This is a genomic window from Thermoleptolyngbya sp. PKUAC-SCTB121 (assembly GCF_016919485.1).
In the GTDB taxonomy this organism is placed as follows: domain Bacteria; phylum Cyanobacteriota; class Cyanobacteriia; order Elainellales; family Elainellaceae; genus Thermoleptolyngbya; species Thermoleptolyngbya sichuanensis.
On the sequence record NZ_CP070366.1, the window covers coordinates 160,171 to 176,044 of the forward strand.

Sequence of the window (15,874 nt, forward strand, 5' to 3'; positions counted from 1 at the left end):
AGTGAGGGTTCCCGCTTTTTGCGCTGCACATCACACCGTCAACAAAAACCAGGACTATTGTCCGACTGCGTAAGTCCAAAAAAAAGAGAGCAACTCCATTACCCTGTCAGCCCTGAGGGTAGATGGCTCGTTGCTCTCTAGGTTCAACGTGAGTTTGCTGAGCCAATAGCAGCACAGCGACTCACGGCAGCGATTCACGCTTGAGCAGGTCTTCAATAAACGACCTCTCGTATGCGCTGTTTACCAGCTAGACGGAATCTTGGTTCGCCGCAACCCAGGCGAGGGAAGCAGCCGTGAAGCTGCGCGGAACTCTCCCTCAGCCTAGGCTCACCTTGACGACGCGATTTTTTTCTTCCTCGGCCTTCGGCAAGGTCAGGTTCAAGATACCGTCCTTGTATTCAGCCGTAACCTTGTCGTTTTGGATGCGGCTCGGCAACGGAATCACCCGCTGGAACTTGCCATAGCGGAACTCCGTTCGGGTCATGCCTTTTTCTTCGGTTTTGCTTTCCGACTTGCGTTCGCCGCTGATGCTAACGGAGTCTGCCGAAACCTCAACATTGAGGTCTTTGGCATCCATGCCAGGGACTTCCAGCCTCAGGTGAATCGCTTCACCGGTTTCTTCCATCTCTGCCAGCGGCATGAAGCTGGTCAGCTTGTGGTTTTCTGTAGTCGCTGGCAGGAACTCATCAAACAGCCGATTCATTTGCCGTTGTAGCGTTTCAATCTCACGGAATGGTTCCCATCGAACGAGTGCCATATCCATCGCCTCCTAGAGACAGTAGTTTGAGAATGTGGAATCAACGCTAGTTAGGGTTATCGTCTGAGTCGTCGCCTCGCCAACACTTCCGCTAAGGGAGTGAGCTTCTGTTGATTTAGCTGGTTGGTTGGACGGGGCGTTTCTGATCCTCAGACGATTGATGGCTGACAATCATTATGGTACGGCAAGCGATTCAGGAGTGGGGGTCGGTTTTTTGGACTCGCTGGGTTCTTATTCCCGTACCAAACCCGCTCTTTCATCACATCTCTAGGAAGTGTCTTAAAACTTTCTAGGCCGTTGATTGCTTTGATCGATCCCAGAAGTGTTGAACGCAATGTTAGCAGGGCAAGTTCATAGCTGAATCCAGTACAAAAGATCTATAATTCTGCCTGTAATGACCTACTTATTGCTTCCATTCTCAATAATCCGCCTCTTGAGAGTGCTTTTTGTAAAGTTTTACCATCAAGATTCAACACTTCTGGATCGATCCCCCTTAAGTCCCTCTTAATAAGGGGGACTTCCGGAGTGGTTCGACTCGGTTCCCTGCTTTTTATTAGGGGGGCTAGGGGGGATCGAAGGGTTTTAAAGCACGCTCTAGGTCAAGTAGGAGCCAGCGTCAGGGGGCAACGGCACTAGCTTGGGCACGACTTTCAGCCCAAACTCTTCTTCAAAACAGCCCTTTTTGCCATCCAGGCTCCACAGTTCCAGAGCGCAATCGTCGTTGGGGTGGGTTGGATGGATCAGCAGGCGAAACTCTTGCTGAGCAGGCACTACCTCGCAGGTGATGCTGTCGATCGCCCCGATTTGGCGACGATCGAGGGCGACCGCTATCCGCAGCAGCGTGTTGAGCTGTTCGACGACTTTGCGGTGTTTCTTGGTGGTCAGGCTGCGGTAGTTGTCGTGCTTTTTCTTGGGACAGCTCTTGCGGTGATAGCGGGACAAATTGGCGATCGCCTCAATTTCAATCTCCGTATAGCCCAGCAGGTCGCCATTGCGAATCAGGTAGTAGGAATGTTTATGGTGGGCAGAGTGGCTGATAAAGTGTCCACAGTTGTGCAACATGGCGGCTGCCCACAGCAGTTCTCGCTCCTCGTGCCCCCAATTGTGTAAGATGCCCTGGGTCTGGTCAAACAGGCTGAGTGCAAAGGTTGCCACCCGTTCAGCGTAGGGCAGGTTCACCTGATATTTTTGGGCGGCGCGGAGGACGCTGCGCTGGCGGATGGAGCTTTGGAAGCGCAGACGGTCTTCGATTAGCCCGTGGGTCAGCATCCAGTCCACCACGAGTCCTTCTCGGAGCGATCGCTCGCAAATCGTCACCGAATCCAGCCGCAGTAGCTCCATCGCCTCCTGCAAAATCAGCGCCCCCGCCACGATAATCTCTGCTCGCCGATCCGACATTCCTGGCAGGGCGGCTCGCTCGGCCATCGTCATGCGGCGCAGCCGATTCACCATTTCGCGCAAATCCGCTAGGGGAATCTGGTAGCCATGCAGCGGATCGGGCACGGTGCCCGTGTGTTCGCGGGCGTGCAGGGTGGCCAGCGTCTCAATGGTGCCGGAGGTTCCCACCAGACGGGGGGTTTCCCCAGCGCGAACTTTGCTCAGCAGTTCGTCCACCGAGCGCTCCAGCATCCCGCGCACGTAAGCCCGCAGGTAGTTAAACTCGCTGCTGCTGATGGGGTCGGTGCTGACCATCTCCGTCGTCAGCCGCACTGCGCCGACCTTGGTGCTAGTGAGGCAGCGCGGCTCGTGGCCATCGCCCAAGATTAGCTCCGTCGAGCCGCCGCCGATGTCGATAATCGCGTGGGGCTGTTCGTTAAACGCCACCCCCGACAGTACGCCCAGATAGATTCGCCGGGCCTCTTCCTGCCCCGAAATCAGGTCAATCTCCAGCCCCAGTTCGTTTTCTACCAGTTGCAAAAAGTCTCGTCCGTTGGGGGCTTCGCGCACGGCGCTGGTGGCCACAGCTACGATCGCCTCGGCGTGGTGCATCTGGGCAATGTCCTGACAGCGGCGCAGCGTGGCGATCGCCCGTTCCATGGCCGCCTGAGTCAGATTGCCCGTAGCGCGATCGCGATCGCCCAGACGCACCGTCGTCTTTTCTCGGTTAATAATGGTGAACGCAGGCAGCGTGGGGTCAATCTTGACGACCACCATGTGGATCGAGTTCGTCCCTACATCAATCGCGGCCAGGATGCGATCTTGAATCACGGCAGAGGAAATGGGGGTTGGCAGCACACTTTTGCGCTTAGAGAACACACTAATCATCCGGAGATCCAGGGTTTAGAGAAGCACAGGAGCAAGCTCAGAGTCCACAGCCCGCTGCAAGCTCAGTGCCAGGGCAGCAAACACCGTTTTACGAACAATTGGAGATTCACAGGTTTGTAGACTAGGGCGATCGCAGTTCAGTGCCCCAGCGAACTTGTGGTGTCTTTGGCTGTTTCCAGTCGCTAATTTCTACATTAAGGCGCTTGTATCCGCAGCTATACAGACAGATTCAAGTTTTAAAAACCCTGATCCGGTCATTTCTCCAAACCCCAAACGCCCTGGGGTTCATAGAGACTCGCCTTCCAGAAGCCATTGATACCGTTTATTCAAAATCCATAGGACTGATGCAGTTGGAGGACTTCTCGCGGGCGCAGCCCGCGAGAAGTCCTCCAGAACCTGGGAAATTTATCGCAAGTGCGTAAGCCCTAATCTATTCAAAATCTATTCAGAGTTTAGACTCCGGTGAATCACTTAATGGATTCCCCAGGGTTTCCCCAATCTTAGCCCGACACTCCGCGCACAATCATGAATTCCTGACGAAGCGTTCATCAAACCCGACCCGCCCGCAAATCGGTAAAATAGAGATGCATATTAAGAAGTATTTCAACATGGCAGATCAGCTCGTGCGGGCAACCGCAGCCGGAGGCGGTATTCGGGTTGTGGGCGCAGTCACCACCCGCCTCACAGAAGAAGCCCGCCAGCGCCACAAGCTTTCCTACGTTGCCACGGCTGCCCTGGGGCGGACGATGGTTTCCGGGCTGCTGCTGGCCTCCAGCATGAAGCGACCCGAATCGCGGGTTAATATTCGCGTGCGCGGCAGCGGCCCCCTGGGGGTGGTCTTTGCAGATGCGGGGCTAGACGGCACCGTGCGCGGCTATGTGCAAAATCCTGATGTAGAACTTCCCACCAACAGTCGGGGAAAGCTCGACGTAGGCGCGGCGGTTGGTTCCGAAGGATTTCTCTACGTGGTGCGCGATATCGGCTTTGGCTATCCCTATTCCAGCACGGTGGAACTGGTGTCGGGCGAGATTGGCGAAGACGTGGCCAACTATCTGGTGACTTCAGAGCAAACGCCCTCAGCGCTGCTGGTCGGCGTGTTTGTCGATCCCAATGGCGTGACGGCGGCAGGCGGGATGCTGGTGCAGGTGTTGCCCAAAGCCGCCCGCGACGAAGCCTTGGTCGAAAAGCTGGAATCTCGGCTGGCGGCGCTGTCTGGCTTTACCAGACTGCTGAATGAGGGCAAAACCCTGCCGCAGATTTTTACGGACTTGATGGGCGATATGGATTTGCAAATCTTGCCCGAAAGCCAGATGCTACGGTTTCACTGCGGCTGCACGTTTGACCGGATGCTGGGTGCACTCAAGCTTCTGGGCGAAGAGGAACTGCGCGACATGATCGTCAAAGACGACGGCGCAGAAGCCACCTGCCATTTTTGCAATGAGGTTTATCGGGCTAGCAGCAACGAGCTAGAGCAGTTGATTCAAGAGTTGCAAACCGAATCGGTTGGCTAGCCGCCGCTGCCTGACTGCGAAACCTACCTCTCGAACCGGGCTGTTGAATCTTGACGGCCCGGTTTTATTTTTTGATGCTTTTAATTTTTCCACTACAGCCCTGTTGCCATCAGGCTGCCGCTGATCTGTGGCTAATCAGTTGCCTGAAAAATTGTTGTGCAGGTTATTTCAGAACTTTACGATCCTCCTTTAAGATCTGGATGAACTGTAAATATACGTAGGTAAGTCCTAGAAAAACTACTGAGAGGGCTAGAGGGCGATCGCCCTTTCCATACACTCTGCTAAACCCCCAAATCTGTACACTGAGGACTTACGCAGTTGGACGATTTCTCGCGGGCGCAGCCTGCGAGAAATCGTCCAAAACCCAGAAAGTTGAATCGCAAGTGCGTAAGTCCTGACACTGCTGGATCTGTGCTGTCTTTGAATCCAAGCCCTGATGGGCCTCTCGTTCATCAATCTTGACCAATCGACATCATGAATCCGCCAGGCATTTCTGCACTCGATCGGGCGACGGTTGACGCATTCCGCACCGGCGCTCAGTCCCAGCGTATCGCTTTGATTGACTATGCAAAGGGCATTGGCATTTTTCTGGTCGTCTTAGGGCACGTCCTCCGGGGGCTAACTGGTACTGTTTTGCGGGAAAACGCCCTGACTCAAGCCCTCGACCAGTGGATCTATGCCTTTCACATGCCCCTGTTCTTTTTTCTGTCTGGCTACCTCGCCGAGCGTTCTGTCTCAAAACCGCTCGGCACAGCGATTTCTAGCAAGCTGCGGGCGATCGCCTATCCCTATTTCCTGTGGTCGGTGATTCAGGAAACGCTGCGCCACCTCGCAGGGATCAGCGACCAGCCCTTGAGCAGCCTCTGGCGCATCACGTATCTTCCTATTCTGCAATTCTGGTTTCTCTACGTCTTGTTTGCGGTTTCGCTCGTGTACCTGCTGCTGCGAAAGCTAAAGGTTCCTGTTGCAGTCTGCTTCGCGGGGTTTGCGCTGCTATTTGCTTCCGAGTTTATCGACCTCAGCCTTGGCCCCTGGCCAGTGCTGTACATGATTCGGCTCAACGCGGTTTACTTTGGACTGGGGGCGATCGCCCGCAGGGTCGATTGGGTCGGGCAAATCCAGCGGGTGCAGCATTCTATCCTGCTGCCCAGCGCCTTCTTCGGGTTCAGTCTCATTGCCCTGGCTGCCATCGTCAATCTAACCCGTCTCGAATTGTGGCTATTTCCGCTGGCGGTGCTGGGTATCTTTGCCAGCCTATCGCTGTCTGCCTATCTAGATACCGTCCAGCGCGTTTCTGTGCTGCAAACCTGGGGACTGCGCTCCCTAGAAATTTTCGTGGCTCATACGATTTTCACGGCTGCTGCCAGGATTGTTCTGCAAACGGGGTTGCACATTCACCAGCCTGTTATTCATATCCTTGTGGGCACAGCGGTTGGGCTGGGCGCGTCTCTGTGGCTATATCGCCTGTGTATGCAACTCCGCCTGCCATATCTATTTAGATTACAATCCGCATCTGCCAGTTAGTGCTAACTTTGTGGGCGGGCGGAGCCAAGTGAGCAAGCTGACAGTCAAACCCGTTGAGTTTCGCTATTCTCTGAAAGCGGGTTAGCCTGGATGCACTAGAATGGCGACTGCTAAGGCGCTGCACTTAGTTGCACCAGCTATTGCACCAGCCTGTTAAAGCGTGGGACAAAGGGTAGGCTAAAGGTCGAGACGTAGGGTTTAGAGCAGGGTTCAGACAGAAGGTAGGGCATGACGAGAAACCGACAGGCATCAGGAGACGGGGAGGCAGACAAGGTGCGTCGCCTGCCCAGCCGTTCGCCTGCGTCCCAAAACGCTAGGACTCGTCGGGGCACGGCTCGGGGCGCCCGGCCCACAGATGCCCCGCCGCGAGAGCCAGGTCGGTATGAGTCGCGCAGTCGGTCTGCGCCTGCTCGGCGCGATCGCCCCTTCGTTGAAGGGATACAGTCGTCTGCTCAGCCCCCGCTGCGGGTTCTGTCCTCGACTCCGCGATCGCCCAAGGTTCAGACGCTCCCTGCTGTGCCTGCCGACCGCCGCAGGGACGAACCATCGGCGCAGCCCCGCAGTCCCTTGGTGCGATTTTTCACAAGCTGGCAGCTTTGGGTGTTGGTGGCGACGACGGGCTGCGTTGGAGCGGGCGTGCTGGCGGCGGCGCTGCTGTTCAAGCTGCCTGCTTTGCCCAACTGTCCGTCGATTTTCTGGCCGACGGCTTCGGCATCCCTGCGGATTTACTGCGCCCAGCTTGCGTCTAATAAGCAAACGGTGGACGACCTGCTAGAGGCGATCGCCCTGGTGAACACGCTGCCGCCCAACCACGCCATGCGTCCCGAAGCCGATCGCCACATCGCGCAGTGGTCAGACGATATCTTGAAACTGGCTGAGAAAGCCTTCCACAAGGGCGACCTTCAGGGGGCGATCGCCATCGCCGAGCGCATTCCCGACAACACACCCGCCTTTGCCCAAGTCGAGCAGCGCATCCAGTCTTGGAAAGAGACTTGGGCAACCGCCGAAGCCCTCTACAAGCAGGCAGAAGAAGCCCTGTTTGACGACGACCCCACCAAGGCCTTTGATCTGGCGGTGAAGCTGCTCGACGTGGACAACGAATATTGGAAAACCACCAAATATCAGGAAATGGTGGATTTGGTCACGGCCTCGCGGGAAGACGGCAAAAAGTTGGCTCAGATTCGCCGTATGGCGCGGCGTGGCGGTGCGAGTAACCTGCTAGAGGCGATCGCCTTGGTGCAGGAAATCAAGAAAACCAGCCCTGCCTATCCCGCGGCCCAGCGGTTGCTCAACAGCCTGGGCAAAGACGTGCTGAACCTGGCGGATGAATACCTGAATCGGCGCGACCTCCCCGGCGCGATGGATCTGGTTCGCAAGATTCCCGAAGGGGCGCGCGTGCAGGCAGAAATTCAGGACTTCACGGCGCTGGCCCAGGCGCGGGCCCAGGCATGGGACGGCAGCGCCTCGGATATCGAAGCTGCGATCGCCCAGGCGCTCCGCATTCGGCGCGATCGCCCGCTCTATGGCAAAGCCCAGCAGTTGATTAGCTATTGGCGTGTCGAGCTACAGGATCTAGTGCATCTGTCCCGCGCCCAGCAATATGCGGATTTGGGCACAGTGAGTGACTTGCGGGCGGCGATCGCCGAAGTCAACAACATTCCTCAAGGGAATCCTCGCAGCCGCGAAGCCCGCCGCCTAGCCAGCCGCTGGACCGCCGACATCGAGCTACGAGAAGACCGCCCCACGCTGACCCAAGCCGAGGAAATTGCCCGCGCAGGCGATGCCGACTCGCTGCAAGCGGCCATCAGCATCGCTCGCCAAATCGGTTCTGGTCGCGCCCTGTCTGCCGAAGCCCGCGATCGCATCCAAACCTGGCAGCAGCAGCTCGTCGCCCTGCAAGCGCCACCCCCTGTCGAACCGGTTCCTGTGTTTGCGTCGCGCCCGTCTGATCCGGTCGTGCTAGACAACGGTCTGCCGTCTACCCTCCGCACAGTGCCCGCGCCCTCACCTGCCAGCAGCCCTGATGAGGGCAACCCGCGAGATTTCGCGTCCGTCGATCGCTCGACGCTCCAGCTTGCCCAGAGCGCTGCCAGCGCCGGTACGCCCTCCATGCTGATTTCTGCGATTCAAACCGCAGATCGAATTCCCACCAGCAGCACCCAGCGCCCCGAAGCCGATCGCCTGATTGCCGAATGGAGCGATCAGGTCTTGCAAATTGCCCAGCAAACCGCCGCCGAGAGCCTAGAAGGGGCGATCGCCATTGCCAAAGGCATTCCCCCCCGCACCCCCGCCTACGCGCCAGCCCAGCTTTGGATTGAGCAGTGGCGACAGCAATCGCTCAATGCCAACACGGTTCAGTTCCCGAACCCGTAGTCCGCCGCAGCGAACAGCAAAAGGCGCAACACTTCCCAGCCCCAATCTGCTATAAACTGCTTTCAAATCAAATAGGACTTACACACTTGCGATTAAACTTTCTGGGTTTTGGACGATTTCTCGCGGACGCAGCCCGCGAGAAATCATCCAACTGCGTAAGCCCTATCAAATTTTCCCATCAGAACTTGAGGGGTGTGCAGGTTGGGTTCTTTGATCAGCCTGGCCCAAAGTTCTAAATTCTTGCCTCCTGACCTCCTAACCCTCAACCTCAGACATGCTGACCAGCGAATATATTGAAAAAGCCGAAGCCACTCGCGTGCGAGTCCTCAGTGAGGCCCTGCCCTACATTCAGCAGTTTGCGGGGCGCGTCGTGGTGGTGAAGTATGGCGGCGCAGCCATGAAAGATAGCAACCTCAAGGAAACCGTCATCCGCGATATTGTGTTTCTCTCCTGTGTGGGGTTGCGGCCCGTGGTGGTGCATGGTGGCGGCCCCGAAATCAACACCTGGCTGGACAAGCTGGGCATTGAGGCGCAGTTCAAAAACGGGCTGCGCGTCACCGATGCGGCCACGATGGACGTGGTAGAGATGGTGCTGGTGGGCCGGGTGAACAAAGAACTGGTAGCCTTGGTGAACCAGGCGGGCGGCTCGGCGGTTGGGCTGTGCGGCAAAGATGCAAACCTGATCAAAGCGCGACCCCAGGGCGAAGAGGGCATCGGCTTTGTGGGCGAAGTGCAAAGCACCGATACCAAGCTGATCGAGGCGCTGGTGCGCGAGGGCTATATCCCCATCGTGTCTAGCGTGGCCGCAGACGATAGAGGGCAGGCCTACAACATCAACGCCGATACAGTGGCGGGGGAACTGGCGGCTGCGCTGGGGGCCGAAAAGCTAATCCTGATGACCGACACACCGGGCATTTTGAAAAACTACCACGACCTTTCGACGCTGATTCCCCGGCTGGATATCCAGGAAGCGCGGCGGCTCATCGAGTCGGGTATTGTCTCCGGCGGCATGATTCCCAAGGTCAACTGCTGCGTGCGATCGCTCGCCCAAGGGGTCAAGGCAGCCCACATCATCGACGGTCGCTTGCCCCACGCCCTGCTGCTGGAGATCTTTACTGACGCGGGCATTGGCTCTATGCTAGTTGCCTCAGACTTTATGGGATAGGTTGGAATAGGCATGGGATAGGTGCAGCACAGGTATGGTGGCAAATCCAGAAGCGCTGGAGCGGGCCAGGGCGCTCTTCCAGGCTGGCAAGCAAAATTTTGAAAGCGGGCGCTATCGCGAATCGGTGGAATGCCTGGAGAAGTCGGCGGCGCTGGTGGAGCGGGGCGGCAAGCTGGGCGGCGAGGTGCAGATCTGGCTGGTGACGGCCTACGAGGCTGCAGGACGGGCCGATGCGGCGATCGCCCTCTGTGAGCAACTGGTGCGCCATCCCGATGTGAAGACCCGCAAGCAAAGTCGCCGCCTGCAAGCCATCCTGACCGCGCCGCGCCTGCGGACTCGCCCCGAATGGCTGACCCAGATTCCCGACTTGGGCGGGTTGGAAACCGCCAGCGCTGAAGATCAGAAGGCCTACGCCGTGCCCAATCGCCCCAAGCCGTCGCGCCCGAAGCCACGCCCCAAGCCCGATCCAGAGCCGATTGATCTGAGCCAGGTTAACACCAAAGACAACTCGTTTGTGTGGCTGTCCCTGGGGGCGATCGCCCTGATTGTGGCGGGACTCCTCCGGTTCGGCTATGCCTGAGCCAGAAGCCCTACGCCGATCCCCAGTCTCGCAAATCGCGCAATAGCGAGAAATCGCCAGAAACCTACTGAAAAGCTACCGGACGCTTGAACCCACACCCGCAATTCGCAAAATCGCCAATCCAAAATCGTCAATCCAAAATCGCCAATCTAAAATCCAAAATCAACACGACGCACTGGAGCGGATTGGCAGCCCCGCCACCGAAAAACTCCGCTATCATAAAGTTAATAATTCGTAACAAAACTGCCATGAGTCAACTCAGCCTGGAGCAGATCAAGACCCAACTCGACAGTCCCAAGTCGAGCGATCGCATGGTCGCCCTGGCCATGCTGCGCGACGTGCCTCCCGAATCCGCTGTGCCGCTGATTCTCAAGGTGCTAGATGACGAAAGCCTACAAGTGCGCTCAATGGCCGTGTTTGCCCTGGGGATCAAGCAGACCGACGAGTGCTACCCCATCCTGGCGCAGATTTTGGAAAACGACCCCGACTACGGCATCCGTGCCGATGCGGCTGGGGCGCTGGGCTACTTGGGCGACTCTCGTGCCGTCGAGCCATTGCTGCGGGCATTTTACGAAGATACCGACTGGCTGGTGCGCTTTAGCGCCGCCGTATCGCTGGGCAATCTGCAAGACCCCCGTGCCCGTCATGCCTTGCTGCAAGCGCTGGAGAGCGATGAGGTTGTGCTGCATCAGGCGGCGATCGCCGCTCTCGGCGAACTGCAAGACCTAGAAGCGGTCGAGGCGATCCTGCGATTTGTGGACTCGCCCGACTGGCTGGTTCGTCAGCGCCTCGCCGAAGCCCTGGGCAACCTGCCCACCCCCAAGAGCATTGCTGCGCTGCGATACCTGCTGCGCGACAGCCACCCCCATGTGTCGGACGCGGCGGCGCTGTCGTTGCAAAAGCTGGAAGCAGTGGAGTGAGGAAGAGAGAAGAACGAAGAGAGAAGAACGAAGAGAGAAGAACGAAGAGGAAAGGGTTTTCGGTTTTCGTTCTTCCTTTTTCGTTCTTCTTTTTTTATCTTTAGCTCCGCAAGCTCACCTGGAACTTCTCTTGGAGCGCTTCGCGGACTTTCTGATGCACCGGCTCGATGTCTTCGTCCGTTAGCGTGCGATCGCTCGCCCGGTAGACCAGTCGAAATGCCAGACTGCGCTTGCCTTCGGGCACTGACTCGCCGCGATATTCATCAAACAGTTCTACCGAGTCGAGCAGTTTGCCTGCCGTCTTGCGAATTGCCCGCTCAATTTCCGCAACTGAAAACTGTATGGGCGCAAAGAACGCCAGATCTCGGTCGGAGGCTGGATAGGCGGAGTAGGGCTTGAAGATCGGCGTAATCCTGGCTTCGTCAGACATATCTTCCAGCAGCAAGTCCAGGTCTAGCTCGAAGGCATAGACCTCATCCGGCAGTCCCCGGCGCTGGCGTTCTTGGGGGTGGATCTGTCCAAACGTACCCAGCCGCTCGCCCTGCACCCACAGCGAGGCCGTCCGTCCGGGATGCAGCAGCGGGTTCCGCCGATCGGGCTGAAATTCAACCGCTATGCCAAGCTGTCGAAACGCGCTCTCTAACACGCCCTTGGCCTCAAACCAGGTCATCGGCTGTTCGCGGCCGCTGCGAACCCAGCGCCCGACCGACGCATCACCGCCCATGATTCCCGCGAGGCGATCGCCCTCATATAGCCCGTCCTCTTCGCGCCAAAACACACGCCCGATTTCGTAGGCATTGAGCGCCCCGTTGCCCTGCTCCAGATTGTACTGGAAGGCATCGATCAGCGCCGTCAGCATTTCAGTCCGCAGCGCAGAATATTCCACAAACAGCGGATTGCTGAGGGCAATCTGGTTGTCGCCGTCCGGCTTCACCAGCGAATAGTGAATCACCTCCGTCAGCCCCACCGCTTTGAAGGCATGGTGAATTTGCCGCGTTAGCGCGTAGTCGGGCGACAGGAAGCCCAGTTCGGTCTTGGCAGGCAGCGTATCGCAGAAGTTGTTGTAGCCGTAAACCCGCGCCACTTCCTCGATCAGATCGATTTCGCGTTCCAGATCTCGGTGACGATAGGGCGGCACGCTCACTCGCCACACGTCGCCCGCCGCCGAAATCGGGGTGAGTTCGCAGCCCAGCGCCGTCAAAATCCGCTCTACCTCGGTGGGCGGCAAGTCGCCAATTTCGCCTTCGCCCGGACGCGCCTCTTTGTCTAGTTCGATGGGGCCAAGCACTTGGTTTAGCCGCTCCAGCCGCAGTTCAATCGTGCGCGTTGCCATTGCGCCGCCCGGCCGAGCATCCGCCACCGTTTGTATGTCCACCGTGCCGCCCGCCAGTTCCCCCAGCAGCGCCAGGGCCCGCCGACAGGCCAGTTCGAGTTCCGCAGAATTTACGCCGCGCTCGTAGCGGGCCGAGGCTTCGGTGCGGAGTCCCTGCGATCGCGCTGATCGACGAATCGCCACCGAGTCAAACACTGCCGCTTCTAGCACCAGATTCGTCGTATCGGCATAAACTTCGCTGTTTTCACCCCCCATCACGCCTGCCAGCGCCACGGGCTGGTCGTTGGCGGTGATCAGCAGGGTTTGATCCGTCAGCTTTCGCGCCTGGCTATCCAGCGTGGTCAGGGTTTCGCCGTTGCGGGCAAAGCGCACGCCCAGCGTCAGATCCGAAGAACCCGCAATCGCACGCAGGCGATCGCCATCAAAGGCGTGCAGCGGCTGCCCCCACTCCAGCAGCACGTAGTTGGTCACGTCCACCACGTTGTTAATCGGACGAGTTCCCGCTGCCTGGAGCCGCCGTTGCAGCCATTCGGGAGAAGGGGCGATCGCCACGCCTTTGATCACCGTCCCCATGTAAATCGGGCAGGCCCCCGGCTCCGAAATCCGCAGCGCCAAATCTTTTCCACCGGACTTTACAGGCAATTCGGGCACCTCCGACAGCTTGAGTGTTGCACCCGTCAGCGCCGCCACCTCCCGCGCAATGCCCACCATGCTCAGCGCATCGGCCCGGTTTGCCGTAGAAGTCAGGTCTAAAATCACATCGTCCAAACCCAGCAGCGGACGGGCATCCATGCCCACCTGAAGCGAGTCCTGCGGAAAGATATGAATCCCTTCTGACTCCTTCGCCAGCCCCACCTCTGCCAGCGAACAAATCATCCCTTCCGAGGGCACATCCCGGAGCTTCCGGGGGCGAATCGTCAGGTCAATTATCGGCAGGTGCGTCCCCAGCGTCGCCACGGGCACGTAGATATCTGCCCGCACATTGGCCGCGCCGCAGACAATCGTGGAAGGTGCGTCGGCTCCAATGTCCACCGTACACACGCTCAGCTTGTCGGCATTGGGATGGGGCTGACGCTCCAGCACGCGACCCACCACCACGCCATCCGCCCAAGTGCGGCGATCCTCAATCTCTTCGACTTCAAACCCCGCCATCGTCAGCATATCCGCCAGCGCTTCTGGAGATACGTTGATATCGACTAGCTCTCGCAACCAGTTCAGAGAAATTCGCATCGCCTACCGTGCCTTTTTGCCCAGCAAAGATTAACGTGATCGAAATCTAATCCAGTCCAGCCCCGGCACGGCTCCATCCAGACATTAATCCCAGTGGAGCGACTGATAAACCGCCAAATCTCGTGCCTCGGCCCTCCCAATTCTACCGCCCGGTTGCCTCGGAACGCGCTTCTACCCCCTAGCACATCCATCAACAATCTGTTAAACAATCTATAGAAGCTAAATGCTTTTACCCGCTGCATCTCGCCCATCTAGCAGTCTTGGCAACATCTCGCTTGGATGCTTCGTCAGTGCTTTAGACTAGACGCTTGGGCGAATCGCTACCTGCTGACTCCGTGCATCTATGGATATTTACTGGGGCTTCAAGCGAATCAGCGTGATCTTTAGCAAGTCTTCAAGGGTTTCCCCGAGAGAACTGCACTCTACCTTCATGCTCTTGGGCCGATAATTGTAAAAGAGGTGCATGTTCTCACTATGAGATATACGCCCGGCGGTCAACCTAACGAGTGATGCCGAATGAGCTACTGCTTAAATCCTGCCTGTCCAAAACCAGAGAATCTGACTCATACTGAGCTGTGTCAGGCCTGTGGCTCCAAGCTGCTGTTGCGCGATCGCTATCGGGTAGTGCAGTCCCTGGGGCATGGCGGGTTTGGAGCCACGTTTCTGGCCAAGGATGAATCACTTCCCGGTAGTCCCCATTGCGTGATCAAGCAGCTTCGTCCTGTTGCCTCCTCGCCCCATGTGTTACAAATGGCACGGGAGCTGTTCCGCCGAGAAGCCAAAACACTAGGTAAAATCGGTAACCACCCCCAAGTGCCTCGACTGCTCGACTATTTCGAGGCGAACCAGGAGTTTTACCTAATCCAGGAATATATCAGCGGCTCCACCCTCCAGCAAGAAGTGAAGCAAAATGGCCCCTTCAGCGAAGCGGGGGTCAAGCAGTTTCTCAGCGAAGTGCTGCCGATGTTGCAGTACGTGCATTCCCAGCAGGTGATTCATCGCGACATCAAGCCTGCCAACCTGATTCGTCGCACTCAAGATAAAAAGCTGGTGCTGATCGACTTCGGCGCGGTAAAAGATCAGGTCAACCCTGTGCGGGCCGGCGCAACGGAGCAGACTGCCCTGACGGCCTACGCCATCGGCACTCCCGGCTATGCCCCGCCAGAGCAAATGGCGATGCGTCCGGTCTATGCCAGCGATATCTACGCGCTGGGCGTGACCTGCATTTACCTGCTGACGGGCAAAGCGCCGAAGGATATGGACTATGACCCGACCACCGGCGAAATTCTATGGCGCGAACAGGTTCACATCAGCGAACACTTTGCGGGCGTATTGCAAAAGATGCTGGAGGTTTCCGTTCGCCATCGCTATCAGAACGCAGGAGAAGTGCTGCGGGCGCTGGATCTAGAGCCATACCTCGACAGCCTAGCCCAGAGCATGGTCAAGCCTGTACGGCCTTCTGCCCGTCAGCCTGAGGTTTCGCCCCATCATTACATACCCTCTGGTGACCTCAGCGGCGACCTCTTCCCCTCTTCGCCTTCTGCCCGTATGGCGGCCGCGATTCGCGCACGGCAATCCAAGTCCGGCGGAGATTCTGGCGGTTCGCCCTACACGGGTGGTCATCGCCGCACCGCCATCCAAAAGCCTGTCTCCGTCACCACGATCGAGCGAGGTCGGGGCGCATCGGGCGGCAGCAGCGGCAGCTCTGGCGGACATCCAGCGCTGATGCCCAAACTGCGAGCGGATGAGTTGCTGAACGACTACGCCAAGGGTAAGCGCGACTTTACCTCCCGCGACCTGAGCCAGTTGAACCTGTCTAAGGTCGCGCTGACGGGGGCAAACTTTCACCAGTCCAAACTGCATAAGGCGAACCTCCAGGGCGCAAACCTGTTTAACACGGATTTTGGTCGAGCCAGTCTGAATCAGGCGATTCTGAAAAACGCAAACTTGGCGCGGGCCTATCTTAGCCATGCGGATTTGCAGGGAGCAGATCTGCGGGGGGCAGACCTGAGCTATGCCTATCTGAGCAACGCCAACCTGCGGGGGGCGAACCTTTGCGGCGCGGACCTGACCGGAGCCAAGATTAGCGACGAACAACTGGCGCTGGCGCGAACCAACTGGGCGACAGTTCACCCCAGCGGCAAACGAGGGCTATGGTAGATAGGCGGGGCCCATCACGCCCGCTGAGTTTTACCTGAACAATTGCTAGGGTGGTG

At 57.9% G+C, this 15,874-nt stretch carries 10 protein-coding genes; 7 read left to right on the top strand and 3 right to left on the bottom strand.

Annotated elements, in window-relative coordinates; genetic code table 11:
- Window positions 1–316: 316 nt before the first annotated feature.
- On the bottom strand, window positions 317–757 hold the full coding sequence (locus JTM80_RS00650) for an Hsp20/alpha crystallin family protein (RefSeq protein ID WP_172353695.1): 441 nt from the start codon (window positions 755–757) through the stop codon (window positions 317–319).
- Window positions 758–1,351: 594 nt separating this feature from the next.
- A complete protein-coding gene (locus JTM80_RS00655) occupies window positions 1,352–3,022 on the bottom strand; it encodes a Ppx/GppA phosphatase family protein (RefSeq protein WP_172353696.1) in 1,671 nt (556 codons plus the stop codon).
- 608 nt (window positions 3,023–3,630) lie between these two features.
- Between JTM80_RS00655 and hslO the strand changes: the two genes are divergently transcribed.
- From hslO to JTM80_RS00685, 6 genes are all read left to right on the top strand, one after another.
- A complete protein-coding gene (hslO, locus tag JTM80_RS00660) occupies window positions 3,631–4,533 on the top strand; it encodes an Hsp33 family molecular chaperone HslO (protein WP_172353697.1) in 903 nt (300 codons plus the stop codon).
- Between the two features lie 474 nt (window positions 4,534–5,007).
- Window positions 5,008–6,057, top strand: coding sequence for an acyltransferase family protein (locus JTM80_RS00665; RefSeq protein WP_172353698.1), 1,050 nt, complete (start codon window positions 5,008–5,010; stop codon window positions 6,055–6,057).
- Window positions 6,058–6,285: 228 nt separating this feature from the next.
- Complete coding sequence (locus JTM80_RS00670) at window positions 6,286–8,430, top strand: chromosome segregation ATPase (protein ID WP_172353699.1); 2,145 nt, start codon at window positions 6,286–6,288, stop codon at window positions 8,428–8,430.
- A 274-nt stretch (window positions 8,431–8,704) separates the two neighbouring features.
- Complete coding sequence (argB, locus tag JTM80_RS00675; protein WP_172353700.1) at window positions 8,705–9,595, top strand: acetylglutamate kinase; 891 nt, start codon at window positions 8,705–8,707, stop codon at window positions 9,593–9,595.
- Between the two features lie 34 nt (window positions 9,596–9,629).
- Complete coding sequence (locus JTM80_RS00680; RefSeq protein WP_172353701.1) at window positions 9,630–10,175, top strand: hypothetical protein; 546 nt, start codon at window positions 9,630–9,632, stop codon at window positions 10,173–10,175.
- 248 nt (window positions 10,176–10,423) lie between these two features.
- Window positions 10,424–11,095: a HEAT repeat domain-containing protein gene (locus tag JTM80_RS00685; RefSeq protein WP_172353702.1), complete on the top strand. Its 672-nt coding sequence runs from the start codon at window positions 10,424–10,426 to the stop codon at window positions 11,093–11,095.
- 100 nt (window positions 11,096–11,195) lie between these two features.
- On the opposite strand, the gene pheT is transcribed toward JTM80_RS00685, so the two are convergent.
- Window positions 11,196–13,658 (bottom strand): phenylalanine--tRNA ligase subunit beta, encoded by a 2,463-nt coding sequence (gene pheT, locus JTM80_RS00690; RefSeq protein WP_172353703.1) that lies wholly within the window; start codon window positions 13,656–13,658, stop codon window positions 11,196–11,198.
- Window positions 13,659–14,174: 516 nt separating this feature from the next.
- Here pheT and JTM80_RS00695 point away from each other — a divergent pair.
- A complete protein-coding gene (locus JTM80_RS00695; protein ID WP_205370376.1) occupies window positions 14,175–15,818 on the top strand; it encodes a serine/threonine-protein kinase in 1,644 nt (547 codons plus the stop codon).
- Window positions 15,819–15,874: the final 56 nt, after the last annotated feature.